This is a genomic window from Flagellimonas sp., assembly GCF_965222555.1.
In the GTDB taxonomy this organism is placed as follows: Bacteria; Bacteroidota; Bacteroidia; order Flavobacteriales; family Flavobacteriaceae; genus Flagellimonas.
The window spans coordinates 95,447-113,585 of sequence record NZ_CBDCUG010000005.1; the positions used below are offsets into that span (position 1 = coordinate 95,447).

At 39.1% G+C, this 18,139-nt stretch carries 18 protein-coding genes; 10 read left to right on the forward strand and 8 right to left on the reverse strand.

The window, feature by feature from the left end; all coding sequences use genetic code 11:
- Window position 1: 1 nt before the first annotated feature.
- Genes nqrE through ACOQO1_RS09015 form a run of 5 tightly spaced genes read right to left on the reverse strand, consistent with a single transcriptional unit; the run spans window position 2 to window position 4,773 of the window.
- On the reverse strand, window positions 2–742 hold the full coding sequence (nqrE, locus tag ACOQO1_RS08995; protein ID WP_097046238.1) for an NADH:ubiquinone reductase (Na(+)-transporting) subunit E: 741 nt from the start codon (window positions 740–742) through the stop codon (window positions 2–4).
- A gap of 10 nt (window positions 743–752) precedes the next feature.
- On the reverse strand, window positions 753–1,400 hold the full coding sequence (locus tag ACOQO1_RS09000) for an NADH:ubiquinone reductase (Na(+)-transporting) subunit D (protein WP_420602542.1): 648 nt from the start codon (window positions 1,398–1,400) through the stop codon (window positions 753–755).
- Window position 1,401: 1 nt separating this feature from the next.
- Complete coding sequence (locus ACOQO1_RS09005; RefSeq protein ID WP_420602543.1) at window positions 1,402–2,151, reverse strand: Na(+)-translocating NADH-quinone reductase subunit C; 750 nt, start codon at window positions 2,149–2,151, stop codon at window positions 1,402–1,404.
- Window positions 2,152–2,153: 2 nt separating this feature from the next.
- On the reverse strand, window positions 2,154–3,419 hold the full coding sequence (locus ACOQO1_RS09010; RefSeq protein WP_420602544.1) for an NADH:ubiquinone reductase (Na(+)-transporting) subunit B: 1,266 nt from the start codon (window positions 3,417–3,419) through the stop codon (window positions 2,154–2,156).
- 1 nt (window position 3,420) lies between these two features.
- On the reverse strand, window positions 3,421–4,773 hold the full coding sequence (locus tag ACOQO1_RS09015) for a Na(+)-translocating NADH-quinone reductase subunit A (protein WP_420602545.1): 1,353 nt from the start codon (window positions 4,771–4,773) through the stop codon (window positions 3,421–3,423).
- Window positions 4,774–4,923: 150 nt separating this feature from the next.
- Here ACOQO1_RS09015 and ACOQO1_RS09020 point away from each other — a divergent pair, with 150 nt between their 5' ends.
- The 8 genes from ACOQO1_RS09020 (at window position 4,924) to ACOQO1_RS09055 (ending at window position 12,758) form a co-directional block, all read left to right on the forward strand.
- A complete protein-coding gene (locus tag ACOQO1_RS09020) occupies window positions 4,924–6,168 on the forward strand; it encodes a type IX secretion system plug protein domain-containing protein (RefSeq protein ID WP_420602546.1) in 1,245 nt (414 codons plus the stop codon).
- A gap of 29 nt (window positions 6,169–6,197) precedes the next feature.
- Entirely contained in the window at window positions 6,198–7,391 is a 1,194-nt protein-coding gene (locus ACOQO1_RS09025; protein WP_420602547.1) for a DUF3667 domain-containing protein, read from the forward strand.
- A gap of 4 nt (window positions 7,392–7,395) precedes the next feature.
- Entirely contained in the window at window positions 7,396–7,782 is a 387-nt protein-coding gene (gene apaG / locus ACOQO1_RS09030; RefSeq protein ID WP_420602548.1) for a Co2+/Mg2+ efflux protein ApaG, read from the forward strand.
- 117 nt (window positions 7,783–7,899) lie between these two features.
- Entirely contained in the window at window positions 7,900–9,528 is a 1,629-nt protein-coding gene (pruA, locus tag ACOQO1_RS09035; protein WP_420602549.1) for an L-glutamate gamma-semialdehyde dehydrogenase, read from the forward strand.
- A 183-nt stretch (window positions 9,529–9,711) separates the two neighbouring features.
- Window positions 9,712–11,526, forward strand: a complete 1,815-nt coding sequence (locus tag ACOQO1_RS09040; RefSeq protein WP_420602550.1) for a Na/Pi cotransporter family protein — start codon at window positions 9,712–9,714, stop codon at window positions 11,524–11,526.
- Between the two features lie 159 nt (window positions 11,527–11,685).
- On the forward strand, window positions 11,686–11,997 hold the full coding sequence (locus tag ACOQO1_RS09045) for a hypothetical protein (protein ID WP_420602551.1): 312 nt from the start codon (window positions 11,686–11,688) through the stop codon (window positions 11,995–11,997).
- Window positions 11,998–12,000: 3 nt separating this feature from the next.
- Complete coding sequence (locus tag ACOQO1_RS09050) at window positions 12,001–12,306, forward strand: ArsR/SmtB family transcription factor (protein WP_420602552.1); 306 nt, start codon at window positions 12,001–12,003, stop codon at window positions 12,304–12,306.
- A 2-nt stretch (window positions 12,307–12,308) separates the two neighbouring features.
- Window positions 12,309–12,758 carry an SRPBCC family protein gene (locus ACOQO1_RS09055; protein ID WP_420602553.1) on the forward strand — a complete coding sequence of 150 codons (450 nt, stop codon included), beginning with the start codon at window positions 12,309–12,311 and terminating at the stop codon, window positions 12,756–12,758.
- 241 nt (window positions 12,759–12,999) lie between these two features.
- Here the strand turns inward: ACOQO1_RS09055 and rsmG are convergent, their stop codons facing one another.
- Window positions 13,000–13,641 (reverse strand): 16S rRNA (guanine(527)-N(7))-methyltransferase RsmG, encoded by a 642-nt coding sequence (rsmG, locus tag ACOQO1_RS09060; RefSeq protein WP_420602554.1) that lies wholly within the window; start codon window positions 13,639–13,641, stop codon window positions 13,000–13,002.
- 112 nt (window positions 13,642–13,753) lie between these two features.
- Here rsmG and ACOQO1_RS09065 point away from each other — a divergent pair, with 112 nt between their 5' ends.
- A complete protein-coding gene (locus ACOQO1_RS09065) occupies window positions 13,754–14,857 on the forward strand; it encodes a fatty acid desaturase family protein (protein WP_420602555.1) in 1,104 nt (367 codons plus the stop codon).
- A 13-nt stretch (window positions 14,858–14,870) separates the two neighbouring features.
- A complete protein-coding gene (locus ACOQO1_RS09070) occupies window positions 14,871–16,061 on the forward strand; it encodes a pyridoxal phosphate-dependent aminotransferase (protein WP_420602556.1) in 1,191 nt (396 codons plus the stop codon).
- 48 nt (window positions 16,062–16,109) lie between these two features.
- Here the strand turns inward: ACOQO1_RS09070 and ACOQO1_RS09075 are convergent, their stop codons facing one another.
- Entirely contained in the window at window positions 16,110–17,174 is a 1,065-nt protein-coding gene (locus tag ACOQO1_RS09075; protein ID WP_420602557.1) for a proline racemase family protein, read from the reverse strand.
- Complete coding sequence (locus ACOQO1_RS09080; RefSeq protein ID WP_420602558.1) at window positions 17,171–18,127, reverse strand: ornithine cyclodeaminase family protein; 957 nt, start codon at window positions 18,125–18,127, stop codon at window positions 17,171–17,173. The genes ACOQO1_RS09075 and ACOQO1_RS09080 overlap by 4 nt, the downstream gene beginning before the upstream one ends.
- Window positions 18,128–18,139: the final 12 nt, after the last annotated feature.

Genomic DNA, 18,139 nt, shown 5'->3' on the forward strand with positions numbered 1-18,139 from the left:
TTTATTCGTTTATAACTTCGTTATAGGAGACTGCTTTCTCTTCGTCTTCAATCTCTTTTTTAATTTCTTTCTCTTCAATGGTTTTGGCAGTAGAAGTTTCAACCTCTTCTGGTGGCTCATTGTCACCGGTCAACATTCCACCAAAACTCTGGAAACCGATACCCATCAATCCTGTGATGATAAATGTGATCCCCAGTCCACGAAGTGGTGCAGGAACGTTTGAATATCTAATCTTCTCACGGATAGCCGCAATGGCCAAAATAGCCAAGAACCATCCAATTCCCGAGCTTACCCCATAGTTGAAGGCCAATCCCAAACTTGGAATTTCCCTGGCCTGCATAAATAGCGAACCTCCCAAGATTGCACAGTTCACTGCAATCAATGGCAAGAAAATACCCAAGGAGTTATATAAGGATGGAGAAAATTTCTCAACCACAATCTCTACCAATTGCACCATTGTAGCAATTGTTGCGATAAACAGGATGAATGATAAAAAGCTTAGGTTATAATCGGCATATTCAGGCCCTAACCAAACTAAGGCACCATCACGTAACAAGTATTGATCCAACAACCAGTTTAACGGTACAGTAACCGCCAATACAAAGATTACAGCGGCTCCCAATCCTACGGCTGTGGATACTTTTTTGGATACGGCCAAATAGGAACACATTCCCAAAAAGACCGCAAATACCATATTATCTATAAAAATGGACTTAAAAAACAGTTCTAAATGCTCTAACATATCTTCCTATTTATGCTTCTTCTATTAATGCTTTGTTTCTGGAACGTTGTACCCAGATAATGATCCCCACAACAATCAATGCTGCTGGTGGAATAATCATAAACCCGTTGTTTTCATATCCTGTAGCGTACAATCCAGTTTTTGCGATGGGATCTCCCAATACCGGAATTCCAAACAAGGTTCCAGAACCTAACAGTTCACGGAAAAATCCAACAATAATCAATATAACTCCGTAACCAAGTGCATTTCCTATTCCGTCCAAAAAGGATCTCCATGGTCCATTTCCTAAAGCAAAGGCTTCAAACCGCCCCATGATAATACAGTTGGTAATGATCAACCCTACAAAAACTGCTAGAGTCTTGCTCAATTCGTAAGCAAAGGCCTTTAGCACCTGATCTACCACAATTACCAAGGTGGCAACTACGATCAACTGCACAATAATCCTGATTTTTGATGGGATGATGTTACGCAAAAGCGATATTACCACGTTACCCACACCAAGCACGAATATTACAGAAATTGCCATCACCACGGATGCTTTAAGTTCGGCGGTAATTGCCAGTGCGGAACAGATTCCCAATACCTGAATGGTGATTGGGTTGTTATCCGCTAATGGATCTAATATTAGATTTGCATCTTTTTTTGAAAGTAGCCCCATATTATTTGGTTCTAATAGTTTCTAAATAAGGTTTGTAAAGTTTAAGCGTCTCCTTGATCATAGCAGAAACTCCATTTCCAGTAATGGTAGCTCCAGCCAATGCATCCACTTCGTTGTCTTCTTTATCGTTGTTCAAAGGATCATTGTTTCCTTTTATCACGGAGATTCCCGAAATACGGTTTCCATCCAAAATGGATTCTCCTGTAAAATCGTCCATAAAAAAGCGAAGCTTTATATTGGCACCCAATCCAGGAGTTTCTCCTTTATGGTCAAATACCACGCCCTGCACCACCATGTTCTCATCCAAGGAAATGAATCCCCAAATAGCATCCCAAAGGCCTTTTCCATACATTGGAATGATATAATATTTCTTTCCTTCTTTTTCCCCAATGAAAAGTGGCAACTCCGCCTCATCACCATTTTTGATGATATTCAATTGCTTTTTAAGATCAATTAAATATGCTTCTTCCCTTTCTTTGGTCTCGGAACCTACAACAACAAGTTGTTGTTTGATATATTTTGAAAATTCTTCTTCAACAATATCCGTAGGAACAAAATTTGCACCTCCGCCTTCTTCATTCTGGTTGACCCCCATGGCGTAAAGAATGTTCTGTTGTTTTTCAAAACGCTCATTCTCATCAATTCGTGGTCTTAATCCAGATGCCAAAAAAGCCAAAAGGGAGCCCACAATGACTACCATTATGGCTGCAAAAATTACAGTATAGCTATTTTTATCCGTGTTAATTGCCATAATTAAACTGTTTCCGTTTTTAATGCTTCCACTTCACCCGATGTTTTTGGGTATATGGTAGCGTTTTTCAATCGCTTCATTCTTCTTTTGATGTTCCCTCTTACCACGTAGTGATCGATTGTAGGTGCAAATACATTCATCAATAGGATCGCCAAGAACACTCCTTCTGGGTATCCTGGGTTGAATACACGAATCATAACGGATAAGAATCCAATCAAAAATCCATAGATCCATTTTCCTCTATTGGTCTGCGAACCTGTTACAGGGTCTGTGGCCATAAATACAATACCAAAGGCCAAACCACCAACAAGCAAATGTTGCCAGTATTCAAAACTCATTAGTCCATAGAACTTACTATACTCTGGAATCCATCCGGCAGCAACAATGCTGTTAAAAATCAATCCCATGACCAAGGAGCCAATTACAGCACTCAACATAATTCTCCACGAAGCAATTTTCGAGAATACCAAGAAAAGTCCTCCCAATAGAATCAATAGTGTTGATGTCTCACCAACGGAACCTGGAATAAATCCAAAGAACATATCTGAAAGGGAATATGAAAATTCATCCACTCCTTTACCTTGTGCCAAATAGCCTAAAACCGTTTCACCAGAAATTGCGTCCGCTGTTCCGGCCGTATCAACTGCGCCATGTACCCAAACCTTGTCGCCACTCATCCAAGTTGGATAAGCAAAGAACAAAAAGGCCCGAATGGTCAATGCCGGGTTCAAAATATTCATTCCAGTACCACCAAAAACTTCTTTACCAATAACGACACCGAATACAACGGCCACGGTCAACATCCAAAGTTGTATATCAATAGGTACAATCAGCGGCACCAACATCCCCGTCACCAAATAGCCTTCTTCAATTTCATGCCCTTTGATTACGCAGAATATGAACTCAACGGTAAGTCCTACAACATAAGAGACGACCACCAAGGGTATCATTTTCCAAAACCCTAGAATGAAATTATCCCAAGTCCAAAAAGCTGCGCTGAAAAAACCATCTGCAGCTGCTTGAATTTCACCTAAAGCCAAGTAATGTTGATATCCAGTGTTGAACATCCCAAAAATCAAACAGGGTATCAATGACATGACCACGGTGTTCATGGTACGTTTTAAATCATCTGCTCCCTTAACATGGGTTCCACTGTGCGTAGTTTCATTTGGAGTAAACAAAAAAGTATGGAAACCACTAAAAACGGGGAACCATTTTTTGCCTTGATTCTTTACTCTGAATTTATGTAAGTTCTCTTTTAATCCCATTTTATCCGATTTCTTGATGTAATAAATCCAATCCTTCCCTGATTATTTGTTGATGTGGTTGTTTGGAGATGCAAATGAACTCTGTTAAGGCAAAATCCTCAGGAGCCACTTCGTACAATCCTAATTGTTCCATTTCGTCAAGGTCTTTTACCATACATGCTTTTAGCAGTTGTAAAGGGTAAATATCCATTGGGAACACCTCTTCATACTGTCCGGTTACCACAAATGCCCTATGCTCACCATTGGTATTAGTGTTAAGGTCATATTTCTTTTTGGGCTGCATCCAAGAAAAGGTAAGTGCCCTTGTTGTCGATATTTTATTGAAAACAGGCTTGTTCCATCCAAAAAGTTCATAATCGTCACCCTCTGGAATGGCCGTTACGGTATTATTATAGAAACCAAGATAACCTTCGGTGTTTGTCCTTAAACCTGTAAGGACATCTCCATTAATCAACCTGAATTTATCCTCGTTGACACCACTTGCATATAAAAAGGTAGAAATTTCAGCCCCTATTTTAGTGGTATAATATTTTGGTGCTTTGATTACGGAACCAGCCAATGCAATGGTTCGCTCGGCATTAAACTTACCCGTGAGGAACAACTCTCCGAGAATCACCAAATCTTGTGGAGTAATGGTCCATGCCACTTCTCCTTTGTTGATAGGGTCTATTTTATTGATCTGGGTGCCTACCAATCCCGCAGGGTGGGGCCCACTCACCTTATGAAGCGAAATACCGTCCAAATTTGCCAATGGCGAATTGTTTGATTTCCCTACAGAAACGTGTATTTGACCAGGTGTTAACTTACCCAAAGCAGTAACGGCGGCTTGAAGCTCTGCTTCTTTTCCTTGCAAAACATAATCAGCATCAGCTGCCAACGGCGCCGTTGTATATCCTGAAACAAAAATAGCCTTGGGCATAGCATCAGGATTTGCGATGATATCGTAAGGACGTTGCTTTATAAAGGGCCATCCTCCTGATTGCAATAAAAAGGTTTTAATGCCTTCAGCATCTGATTTAGCCAAATCCAAAGGTTTATGCTCTACATATTCCTGAGTTTTATCTGCAAGAATCTTGAGGGTCAAAATTCTTCTTCTAGCCCCACGGACAATCTCAACCAATTCTCCACTTACCGGAGAAACAAAAAGCATTTCCTCTTTGTTTTTGTTATAAAATAGTGGTTCGCCGGCTTTTACCTCAGCTCCCTGTTTTACTAACATTTTTGGTGTTATTCCATGAAAATCGTCTAGGTTTAGGGCATATACGTTGCTTAAAACGGCTTTAGAAGTAGTCTGCTCAGCTGCCCCGATAAGGTTGATGTTCAACCCTTTTTTAATCCGGATGTCTTTAGACATATTGTTATAGACCTTTTGTTATCAAAATCGCGGCAAATTTAGCACTAAAAGGATTGTTTTCATAATTATTTGACCATAAAAATGGGATTACATCGAGCTAAATTTGCCAGGCACACTTTTTGTTTACCTTTACCCAAAAATAAGCCCTGAATGCGCTTTTTAATCAAACAAACATTCTTTTTCCTTTTTATTACCGGTGTTTTTGGTCAGGTACAAGAGGAAATCAACCCTCCCGAACATATAAAGACCGTAGTTTTTAGAGGGCCCACGGAAGATCAATTCCCAGTCATTAAATTAGGGGAGTCCTTAAATCTGGAGTTTGACGATCTTACGGCAAGCGAACAAGATTATTACTATAAAATTGTTCACTGCGATTATGATTGGACTCCTTCCCAGCTTTTAAAATCGCAATATCTGGTGGGAGCGGACAACCAACGTATTATTGATTACGAAAACAGTTATAACACACTTCAGCCCTATTCCAATTATAGATTGACCATTCCCAATAACAATGTGCGGTTAAAAGTAAGTGGCAACTACCTTATTGAGATTTATAATAGTTATGGCGATCTTCAGTTTTCCAGACGATTTGTAATCTACAAAGATTTGGTGAAGGTTGGCGGGGTAGTAAAGCGTTCAAGGGATTTCAACTTTTTAAACGAAAAGCAAGTAGTCCAGTTCAACATTAATACAGCAGGCTTTCCAGTGGTTAACCCAAAGAAAGAAATTAAAGTGGCCATTCTTCAAAATCACTTCTGGCCAACAACACTATACAACATTAAACCACAATTTACCCTAGGCAAAGAGCTTGTCTATAAATATGACCAAGAAACAAGTTTTTATGGGAGCAATGAGTTTCTCAATTTTGATACCAAAGACCTAAGATCACCAACGTTTGCCATTTCCAAAGTAGAATTTAAAGAGTTATATAACCATTACTTATTCACCAACGAGTACAGAAATGACAAAGCGTACACCTATTTTCCTGATATAAATGGGGATTTTGTGGTTCGCACCTTGCAAGGGGATGATGTATCCCGTGAAGCTGAATATTCTAACGTGCATTTTAGCCTTCCCTACTCCAACGAAATTGGACTGGACAATGTCTATGTCGTTGGAAAATTCAACAATTATGCCCTGGGAGAAGAGAATAAGATGGTTTTTAATGAAGAGAATGGAAAGCTTGAGCTCACATTACCCATAAAACAAGGTTTTTATAATTATAAGTATGTGGTGGAACGCCAAGATGGAGCTATTGACCTTAACTATATAAGTGGAAACTTTCATTTTACGGAGAACAACTATCTCATTCTAGTGTATTATCGAAATTTTGGAGACCTATATGACAGCATAATAGGTATAGGATCCGTCAACTCCAGAAATATCAGCAATTAATTATCTTTAGTGCCAAATCCTGAAAGGGAATGGACAAAAAACCAACCTTAGTCACCAAGGGCCGATATGAGCTTAAATACAGGGGAAACAAGTGCCTAAACTGTGATCACCCACTGGACATCAGTGACAAATACTGCCCCAACTGCTCCCAAGCCAATAGCACAAAAAAACTGGTGCTAAAAGATTTTTTTGATGAGTTTTTCTCCAATCTCATCAATTACGACTCCAAGCTTCTAAAAACCCTTTATGCCCTTCTTATAAAACCAGGGACCATAACAAAGGACTACATTAACGGAAAGCGTGTTGCCTATACCAATCCATTTCGATTTTTATTGAGCTTAGCGTTTATCTACATCCTAATGTTTACCTATGACAACAATCTTTACACTTGGGATGATCTTGGTTTGAAAGATAGAATTGAGAAGACGGGCCCGCTATCTTATAGTTTTAATAACGGAGAAACTCCCAAAGACAGCACGAACATACAGAAACAGACTGAAGAAGCGCTAAATCAACTTGATTCTCTGGATAACCTAGAAAAAATTCCTATTCCTGGAATCCAAAGCATAGACTCATTACAGTCCATTATAGGTCAAGGAATACGGGCAGAGGCCAAAAAAGATTCCTTTATGTTGGCAAATCCAAGAAAATACCTTGAAAGTATTCAAAATAAGAATGCAGGAGGTCTTGGAAAAAGAATGGAATTTTTCTTTACGTTTTTACAAAAGGATTCCATAAAAACCTTTCAAGAAGCACAGGAAAAATATGGAGCAAACACTTCATGGAGAAACAGAATAGCCTTTAATGGATCTAAGAGTTCTTTAAAAGCCATGGAACAGCCAGGCACATACGTAAACAACACCATTGGCAAGTTACCTTTGGTCATTTTCTTCTTCCTTCCCATCTTTACGGTTTTCATTTGGGTGGTATACATCAGAAAAAAATACACCTACACCGATCATCTTATCTTTAGTTTCCACAACCAATCATTATTATTTATCTTGCTCATCCTTAGCCTGATAATAGATACTATTTTCAATACGGCGAGTATGGGTATCTTTTTTCTGATTTTCAGTTTTTACCTGTATAAGTCAATGCGAAGGTTCTATGGGCAAGGAAGGGTTAAAACGATTGTTAAATACATTTTCCTGAACACGATGTTTGCTTTTTTGGCATTGTTTGTTATCATTGTGCTGTTTACAGGAAGTATTTTTACTTATTAAGCTTATGTTTACTCAAATTACAAAGGGAATAAAGGTATCTGTGCAAACCACTTTTGAAGGTACTTTTTTTAAGAACTACAAAATGCACTATGCCTTTGGGTATACCATCACTATAGAAAACCAGAGCAAAGATGCCGTCCAGCTAATTGCCAGGCATTGGGATATTTTTGATGCTTTAAAAGAAATGGAAACTATAGATGGTGAAGGTGTAATTGGTAAAAAACCCGTTATTAAGCCCGGCAAATCCCACACATATAGCTCCGGTTGCTTATTGGCATCTCCTATTGGTGCCATGCGTGGGTATTACCATATGGTAAACTTCACCTCAACAGAAGAATTTGAAGTAGATATTCCCACTTTCAAATTTGCTGCTCCTTTTGCGATAAATTAAAATTTCGAGCTCTTTATTTTCATTAATTCAATTACAATATCTTGTAATTATTAATCTGTAAATACTTTTTTCTTTTAGTACCTTTGTCGGAATTTTTAACACATAAAATTCACCATAATGGGAAAAGGTTTTTTTCAAGTTCCGACTGCTTATAATGAGCCAATAAAAAGTTATGCTCCCGGCACTCCAGAACGTGAGGAAGTACTTAAGCAATATGACGCTTATTACAATGGAAATGTTGAAGTTCCACTGTACATCGGTTCTGAAGAAATCAAGACCGGAAACACCATATCAATGTCACCTCCGCATGAGCATGGACATATAGTTGGAAAGTTCCATTTAGCAGAAAAAAAGCATGTAGAGCAAGCTATTTCCAGTTGTTTGGAGTCAAGGAAAACTTGGGCAGACTTAACCTGGGAACAGCGAGCAGCAATTTTCTTAAAAGCCGCAGATTTGGTTGCAGGTCCTTACCGTGCCAAAATAAACGCAGCTACCATGATGGCTCAATCCAAGACCATTCACCAAGCAGAAATAGATGCAGCCTGTGAGTTTATCGATTTTCTACGCTTTAATGTGGAATACATGTCACAAATCTATTCGGAACAACCAGAGTCCGCCGATGGTATTTGGAACCGTGTGGAATATCGTCCGTTGGAAGGTTTTGTATATGCCATTACACCTTTTAACTTCACGGCCATTGCAGGTAATCTGCCAGCAAGTGCGGCTATGATGGGAAATGTTGTGGTTTGGAAACCTAGTGACAGTCAGGTCTTCTCTGCAAAAGTACTTATTGATGTATTTAAGGAAGCTGGCTTACCCGATGGAGTTATAAACGTAGTTTTTGGAGATCCTGTCATGGTTACGGAAACCGTACTTTCCCATCCAGATTTTTCAGGGCTTCACTTTACTGGATCAACCTTTGTTTTTAAAGAATTGTGGAAACAAATTGGAAACAATATTCATACTTATAAAACATACCCAAGAATTGTTGGGGAAACTGGAGGAAAAGATTTCATTCTTGCACATCCAACGGCAAAACCAGCTCAGGTAGCAACTGCAATTGTCAGGGGCGCATTTGAGTTCCAAGGACAAAAATGCAGTGCTGCATCTCGGGTATACCTACCAAAATCAACTGCAAAGGAAGTTTTGGATTTGGTTAAAGCTGATATTGATTCAATGAACAAGCCAGGCTCTCCAGCCGATATGAGCAACTTTATCACTGCGGTAATCCATGAAGGTTCTTTTGATAAATTGGCCAAATACATTGACCAAGCCAAAGCGGATGATAATGCGGAAATCATTGCAGGTGGTGGTTACGATAAATCCGTAGGATATTTTGTAGAACCTACGGTTATCCTAACTCAGGATCCTAAGTATACAACAATGTGCACTGAACTTTTTGGGCCTGTAGTTACCATATACATTTATGAAGACAAAGATTGGAGCAAAACCTTGGAATTGGTCGATGGAACATCGGAATATGCACTGACAGGTGCTGTTTTATCCACGGACCGCTATGCTATTGATGAAGCCACCAAAGCATTGCAAAATTGCGCTGGAAACTTCTATATCAACGATAAACCAACCGGTGCTGTTGTTGGACAGCAGCCATTTGGTGGAGCAAGGGCATCAGGAACCAATGACAAAGCAGGTTCTGCACAGAACTTACTACGCTGGGTATCTCCAAGGTTGATCAAAGAGACTTTTGTGACACCAGAAGATTACAGATATCCTTTTTTGGGATAATTTCCTGAAAAAACAGTAATTAAAGCCCCATTTTCCTAAAGGAGAATGGGGCTTTTTTATTAAGACCTGTATGATTCTCACATAAAACCCATATAAATGATTTGGAACTCCAACCGTCATTTTAATTTTCGAGTATTTCTTGTACTTTCATTTCAAGGAATTGTTTAACAATCTTGTTCATTTATGGAATATGGTTTTGCTGAAATAGTCACATTGCTCGGTTCGCTAGGGCTTTTTCTTTATGGAATGAAGGTAATGAGTGATGCACTCATGGAGGTTGCCGGTGATAAAATGCGCAAGATTCTAGCTTCCATGACATCAAATCGCCTTTTTGCAGTTTTTACAGGTTTTTTGATTACCTCCGTTATTCAATCCTCATCGGCAACAACTTTAATGGTAGTAAGTTTTGCCAATGCATCATTGCTTACCCTTACTGAGTCAATTGGGGTAATTATGGGTGCTAATATTGGCACCACAGTAACCGCATGGCTAATTACGTTGTTGGGATTCAAGGTCAATATGGGAGCGATAGCGCTCCCTCTGGTAGGACTTGGTTTTATGTTGACTTTTTCAAAAAACAAAAATGCCAAAGAATGGGGACGTTTTATTATAGGGTTTGCCATCCTGTTTATGGGGCTTCAGTTTTTAAAGGATGCCGTTCCAGATATAGGAAACAATCCAGAGGCCTTGGCCTTTTTAGCAAAATACACGCAACTTGGATTCTGGTCAATCCTGATTTTTTTATTGATTGGCACATTATTGACCGTCATCATTCAATCTTCCAGTGCCACCATGGCCCTGACCTTGATTATGTGTTATGAGGGCTGGATTCCTTTTGATATGGCAGCCGCAATGGTTCTTGGGGAAAACATAGGAACTACGATTACAGCCAATTTGGCGGCCATAGTGGCCAATTTTCAAGCTAAACGTGCTGCTCGAGCGCACCTGATATTCAACCTGCTAGGGGTAATATGGTTGCTCATTCTCTTTGTCCCTTTTTTAAATACGGTTAATTGGTTCGTTACAAAGGATGGAGGGGCATCTCCTTTTGTTGAGGCGACCGCCATTCCTGTGGCCTTATCGGTATTTCATACCACATTTAACATAACAAATACCTTTTTATTGATTTGGTTTGTACCCACCATAGCCAAAATTGTCGAAAGGTTTGTCCCGGAACAAATTGATCCAGAAAAAGAAATTGACCAACCCATGTACCTCAACAAGGCGGACCTTAAGTATCCCCAAACTGGGATAGCGGCACTTGTTAAAGAATCAACCAGACTTTTTGAAAAATCGGCCTTTAAGGCGATCGCTCATGGAATACATATTCGAAGAGAGGACATTCGGTCAGACAAAAAAGCCAAAGTCCTTGCAGACAGTAAAAAGGTTATCGAGGTGGATTTAGATCAACTGTATTATCTGAAAATCAAATCAATCTATAACAAAATTGTAGAGTATGCCACCATTCTACAAAGTAAGCATGAACTGGACAAAGATCTTATAGCTACAATTAGAAACATCCTTATTGCAAACAGGCACATTGTTTCCGTGGTTAAAGCCATGAAACCTATACATCGAAATCTTTCTTTGTATATGGATTCCAACAATTCCTATATTAAAAGAGAATATAATGCGCTGCGTAAAATCATAGTAAAGGTCATGCGTATTATAACGGATATCCAAAATGCCGAAAACCCATCCTTATATCTTACCAAATTGGATAGGCTTAGGGACAAAGCAGATAAAAGTGACGTAATCATGAATGGCTCGATCAACCAGTTGATCCGAAAAAACCACATTACCAATGAAATGGCCACTTCTTTGATGAACGATAGCGACTCCACGATCAATATAGTCAAAGACTTGATTTCGGTGGTCGAATTACTTTACATTACGAAGGACCCCATTCTTGAGGAATCCAAATCACTGGAACAACTCGAATCTGAAGTAGGGATTCTTGGTGAGGATGACCAAAACCATGTTCCATTCCAACAGTAATATCCAGGCTCAAGGAATACAAGTCACTTTTAGTTTCAGGTAGACGCTAGTACGATTTTTTCCGATGGACTTTATCCTTTTCAAGTCATTCATTCAACCAATTGGTTGAATGAATTAAATTAAATACCTTTATCACATCAAAAACTTAAATATTGTATTATGAAAGCAGTGAAGGTTCAATACACAGTACAGGAACATTATATTGAAGAAAACAAAAGAAACATTCAGAAGGTAATGCAAGCTCTTAAGGACAACCCAATTGAGGGAATGCTTTACTCATCCTACACAGATCAAGAAAACCCCAATACCTTCATTCATATAAATATGGCCGCGGATAACGAAACCATGGCCAAACTTAATAATGTTCCTGAATTCATCTCTTTTAGAATGGCATTAAAGGCAAGCCAACCTAAATCCCCACCTAAACAGACCACATTGGACATCGTGAGCGCATCTTTTGAAATAGCATAAGCCATGGAAAATATATTTTCGGCGTTAGCAGATAGCAATAGAAGACAGGTAGTGGAGTTACTACACCAAAAGGATTCAACGTTATTGGAACTACAAGAGAATTTTTCCATTTCCTTTCAAGCCTTGAGCAAACACATCAAGGTTTTAGAAGAAGCTAAGATTGTTTCTAAGCAAAGAAAGGGTAAGTATCGTATCCTATCCTTGAATAGAGACTCCATGGAACCTGCCCTAAAGTGGATTACCTATTACAGTAACTTTTGGAATCAATCTTTTGACAAGCTCGAACTATTGATTCAAAAACAGCAGTAGGAATGATAACAAATAGTCTTTACTTAGAAAGAACCTTTGACTGTTCCATTGAAGAGCTATTCCGATGGTTCTCCAAAGCCAATTTGATTGCTCAATGGTTCGGCCCAAAACACCTAAATATTGGAAATATCAGTGTGAATTTTCAGATAAACGGAGCTTATCGTATCGAACTAAAAAAAGAAAATGGAGACTCTTTTTACATTACTGGTATTTACCAAGAAATCCTGGCTCCAGAGAAAATCGTTTTCAACCTTACATATGATGGCCTTTTGAAACCTCCTCCGGACAGTGTCGTAAAAATTCTTTTGGAACAAGTAACTCCAAGCTCTACAAAACTAACATTTGTCCAAAAGTTTGAAATATTACCTCCAGATATGGAAAATAGAACCAAAGCATGGGAGTTTATGTTTAGTAAACTAAACCCACTACTCAAATCCGAGCCAAGACCGTAATTCCTTATACTTAAAGCTTTTACACATATAGGACATCCAATTGCAGAACCGCATATTTAAGTTAAAATTGACATCCAAATTGGATGAAAGCAATTTTCTATGTAAATTTAACGTTAAGTAATTGTAAAATTAACGCAATTTAAACTTTGTTTCCTATGAAAAAGCGAATCTATCACTTTATACAATCCGTTAGGGAGTATAGCAGAAAATGCAGATTGGTCTATAATAGAATGTTGAGTATTTAAGAGGGGACTTTATATTTTTGAGGCAGATATACCACTTTCTTGGTCTCAAAAAATGCTTCGGAAAAGTACTCTTTTAAATCAAAAACCTGTACGGTTTTGTAATCCTTCAACTCTTCTGCTAAATCTCCTCCTTTCAAATAAAGGATTCCATTTTTCCGCTCATGAGCGGAATCTTTCTTGAGTTTTCCTTTGGTCCAGTGCACAAAAGTAGGCATGGCCGCCACCGCACGACTTACAATAAAATCAAATTGACCATCTAAATCTTCTACGCGGGAATGATGTGCACTAACATTTTTCAACCCTAACCCATCTATAACCTCTTGTACCACCTTAATCTTTTTTCCAATGGCATCTACCAAAGTAAATTGTACTTCTGGATATAAAATTGCCAATGGAATTCCTGGAAAACCTCCACCAGTCCCTACATCCAAAATTTGCGAACCTTCATTAAACTGCTGAATCTTTGCGATGCCCAAGGAATGTAACACATGGCGAAGGTATAACTCATCAATATCCTTCCTGGATACCACATTTATCTTTTTGTTCCAATCCTGATATAGCGCATCTAAATCCTCAAAATGACGTCTTTGAACTTCGGTGAGTTTCGTAAAATACTTGAATATTAGGTTTACATCCATGTACAATCTGTTAATTTGCGCAAAATTAATACTTTTGGCATCTTAACATCGTTTTATAAAAAGGTAACTCGCTTGACAGGTCAATTTAGTTACCTTTGAAAAAATTTATTTTATGGAAAAGGAGATTATCCGGTTTTCAAGAAAAGATTCAGCACAATTCTTCAAAACACTAAACAAAAGGGTAAACCAATACTTTAGTGAAAACCAAATAAAGAAAACCGGAAATTGGAAACTCCACTTGAAAACAGTGGTAATGTTCGCCGTGTTCCTAACCCCCTATTTTTTAATGTTGACATTGAACCTTCCCTTTTGGGGCTATGTTCTTTTGTCCATAACAATGGGAGTAGGTATGGCCGGTGTTGGAATGAACGTTATGCATGATGGCAACCACGGCTCTTATTCCAATAAAAATTGGGTGAACAAACTCATGGGTGGCAGCATATACATTTTGGCCGGTAACGTATACAACTGGCAAGTACAACATAATGTACTACATCACACCTATACCAATATCCAAGACCATGATGAGGACATGGAAGCAGGAAGAATCCTTCGTTTTTCAAGGCATGCCGAATGGCGAAAGCATCATAAATTTCAACACTACTATTCCATATTCCTTTATGGTCTGTTGACTTTTAACTGGGCGATTACCACAGATTTTCAACAAATGTACCGTTACATGAAAAGAAAGTTGTCCTATGGTAAATTACCCAATCCTGTTATCAACTGGAGTACTTTGGTGATTACCAAACTACTTTACATTACCATTTGGATTGTTCTTCCATTGATTTTTGTAGAAATTGCATGGTGGCAAGTTCTTTTAGGTTTCTTTATCATGCATTATGTGGCTGGCGTAATTTTAAGTGTGGTCTTTCAATTGGCCCATATTGTTGATGAAGCAGAGACTCCTCTACCCGATGAAAATGGGACTATGAAAAATACTTGGGCCATCCATCAGCTGGCCACAACGGTAAATTTTGGCACAAAAAACCGTATCGTAAACTGGTTTACCGGAGGTCTTAATCATCAAGTTGAGCATCATATTTTTCCGAATATCAGCCATGTTCACTACACAAAAATTTCCAAAATTGTGAAACAAACGGCTAAGGAGTTTAATTTGCCTTACAACGAATATAAAACTACTAGAAAAGCTATAATTTCGCACTTCAAACATTTGAGAGAGTTAGGCAAAAACCCAGCTCTTCAATACCAGTAAAATAATTGGATTTATGAGCAACCAACTTTCGGATAGGATTAATAGTTTAGTCCCTTCCGCAACCCTTGAAATGGCTGCAAAAGCTCGGGAACTGAGAGCTGAAGGAAAAGATATCATTGGACTAAGTCTGGGAGAACCAGATTTTAAAACACCTGATTACATTAGAGAAGCAGCCATTCAGGCCGTAAACGACGGGTACAACTCGTATACTCCGGTGGATGGATATGTTGAGCTAAAAGATGCCATCATCACCAAATTCAAACGAGACAATGACATTGACTATGACCGTTCTCAAATTGTAGTTTCCACAGGGGCAAAACAGTCACTTTATAATGTGGCCCAAGCTTGTTTGAACAAGGGTGACGAGGTTATTCTTCCATGCCCATACTGGGTAAGCTACAGCGATATCGTTAAACTTACCGGTGGCGTACCAGTGGAAGTTGCCACTTCCATTGAAAATGATTTTAAAATGACCCCAGAGCAGTTGGAAGCTGCCATAACACCAAAGACCAAGATGCTTTGGTACAGCTCTCCATGCAACCCCAGTGGGTCTATTTATAGTAAAGAGGAGCTCAGGGCCCTAGCAGATGTACTGCAAAAACACCCGCAAATAGTAGTTGTGAGTGATGAGATATACGAACATATCAATTATGGCGTAACAGAGCATGCCTCCATGGCCGGTTTTGATGATATGTACGACCGAACAGTTACCGTTAATGGAGTGGCCAAGGCTTTTGCCATGACAGGATGGCGAATTGGATACATTGGTGCTCCAACTTATATTGCCAGAGCCTGCAATAAATTGCAAGGACAGGTTACCAGTGGTGCCAATTGTATTGCACAACGCGCTGTAATTACAGCGCTTTTGGAATCACCGAGTCGTGTACAATATATGGTCGATGAATTCAAAAACAGAAGAAAGCTTATTTTGGAGTTATTGAATGATATTCCAGGCTTCAAGTGCAACGAACCCCAAGGAGCATTTTATGTATATCCCGATATAAGTGCCTTCTTTGGAAAAACACTGAATGGTAAGCAAATCAACAATGCTTCTGACTTTGCCATGTATTTATTGGAAGAAGCCAATGTTGCAACAGTTACCGGAGATGCTTTTGGAAATGGCAATAGCATTCGTATTTCTTATGCTGCCAGCGTTGATGAAATCAAGGAAGCTATTTCTCGAATCGCTTCAGCGGTATCATAGCCAAATACTGAAATTGAATTAAAAAGGAACCCTTAAGGGTTCCTTTTTTTATCTAAGGATGAATCCATTTTTCATGGGATCTTTTGGGTCGATGACAAAAGTGTGTGCCCCGGTTATATGGGCAGTACCTTCAACTTGTGGAATAACCGCTTTAAATGGACCATAATCCTCTTCGGAAACCACACTTCCCTTAAAAACAGAGTCCGTAATACTTTCAATGGTCATGGTTTGGTCCAACTCCAACTCTTTTCTGGCCCAATGAATGGCCATCCGTCCTGAAACTCCTGAACCTGTCGGACATCTATCCACTTCTCCTTCGGCAAAAATGCACACATTTCTGCTGTCAACATTTTCTTTAGAAGAACCATCGATAAAAATAGTTCCATAAAGAAAGCTCAAATCATCTTCAAAAGGGTGCAATACCTCTGTGTCTTGCCTCATTACTGCATGTTTAATTGTCATTCCTTTTGTAATTAAATCTTGGTACGATTCAGTCGATAAATCCAGGTTCAAATTGTTCTTTTTCAAATCCACGTAGGCATAAAATGCCCCGCCATACGCCAAATCATATATCACTTCTCCCAACCCTTCCACATTGACTTTTTTGTCGAGTCCAACCACAAAACTAGGCACACAGTGAAAACGAACGCTCTTTACTTCCTTATCCACCACATTTACATAGGAAATAATCCGCCCACATGGCGCATCAATTTTGAGCATGTTTTCACCTTCCATCACCTGAATCCAATCCATCTGAACCGCAAGGGTGGAAATGGCAATTATTGCATGACCACACATGGTACTATAGCCCTCATTGTGCAAAAACAAGATTCCTAAATCTCCATCTTCATCGTTGGGTGGCAACAAAATGCACCCATACATATCGGCATGCCCCCTAGGTTCAAACATTAGGGAGGTGCGCAAATCATCGTAATTTTCCTTGCAATACCTTCGGTAGTCCAAAACAGAATTTCCTTTTAACTCTGGAAATCCATCCACAATCACTCTTAAAGGCTCTCCACCGGTATGCATATCAATGGTTTTTATCTGCAACCAATCTGAAGGAGGCGAAAAAGTGGTTTTTTCAAGTATATTTTTATAGGTGTTGCTCATTTTTGAAATTTGGAATAGTAATACGTTGCCGCGGCCAAATCCTCCAAAGCATGTCCAACTGATTTAAACATCGTAATTTCATTTTCATCTGTTCTGCCCCCATGTTTTTTGCCGCACAGACCAAACAAATCTGCTTTAATATCAGATTCTTTGAAGATTCCAGCTTTTAGAGGGATTGCGATGTCCCCACTTTCTTTAAGTCCACCCTCAAACGTATCCAAAAAAATAGAAGATTTCAAAATGGTTTCGTCATCAGCCTCACGCATATTCGGTTTGTACGCCCCAACTAAATCAATATGTTGTCCTGAGACCAGATTTTTACCAAATATCAATGGCGTTTCCGAAAGTGTAGCACAAGAAACAATGTCAACTTTCCCAACTTTTTCATCTATCCTGGAAATAGCCTCTATCTGAAACTTTTCGTTGGAAAGTGCCTTGCAAACCTTTATTGCTTTTTCCTGATTTCTTCCCCAAACAAACACATTTTTAATGGGTCTAACAGAAGCGTGTGCCTTGATTAAATTCACAGAAAGTGCTCCTGTGCCAATCATTAACATGGAAGATGCATTTTTTTTGGACAAATAGCTTGAAGCTAAGGCCGACGCAGCAGCGGTGCGTTTTGCGGTCAAACTCTTGGCTTCCATTATTGCCTTCAGTGTTCCCGTGACAGCATCCATAAAAAGATAGGTTCCCTGAATGGAAGGTAACCCAAAGCTATCGTTACCGGGATTCACGGTAACGACTTTGACCCCTGCTTCTTTTCCCGGGTTCCAAGCGGGCATAAGTAGCAGAGTACTGTCTTTATTGGTTTTCGGATTTGGAAAGTCATGATGATGGCGTTTGGGCACCACAATGGAACCTGAGTTAAAAATTTTACTCAGTTCATCAACAAGCTCAAGGAAATTTGTGTTTTCCTCAATAAATGTTTCATTTATATAGATAGGTTGCTTCAATTCTGAAAAGGG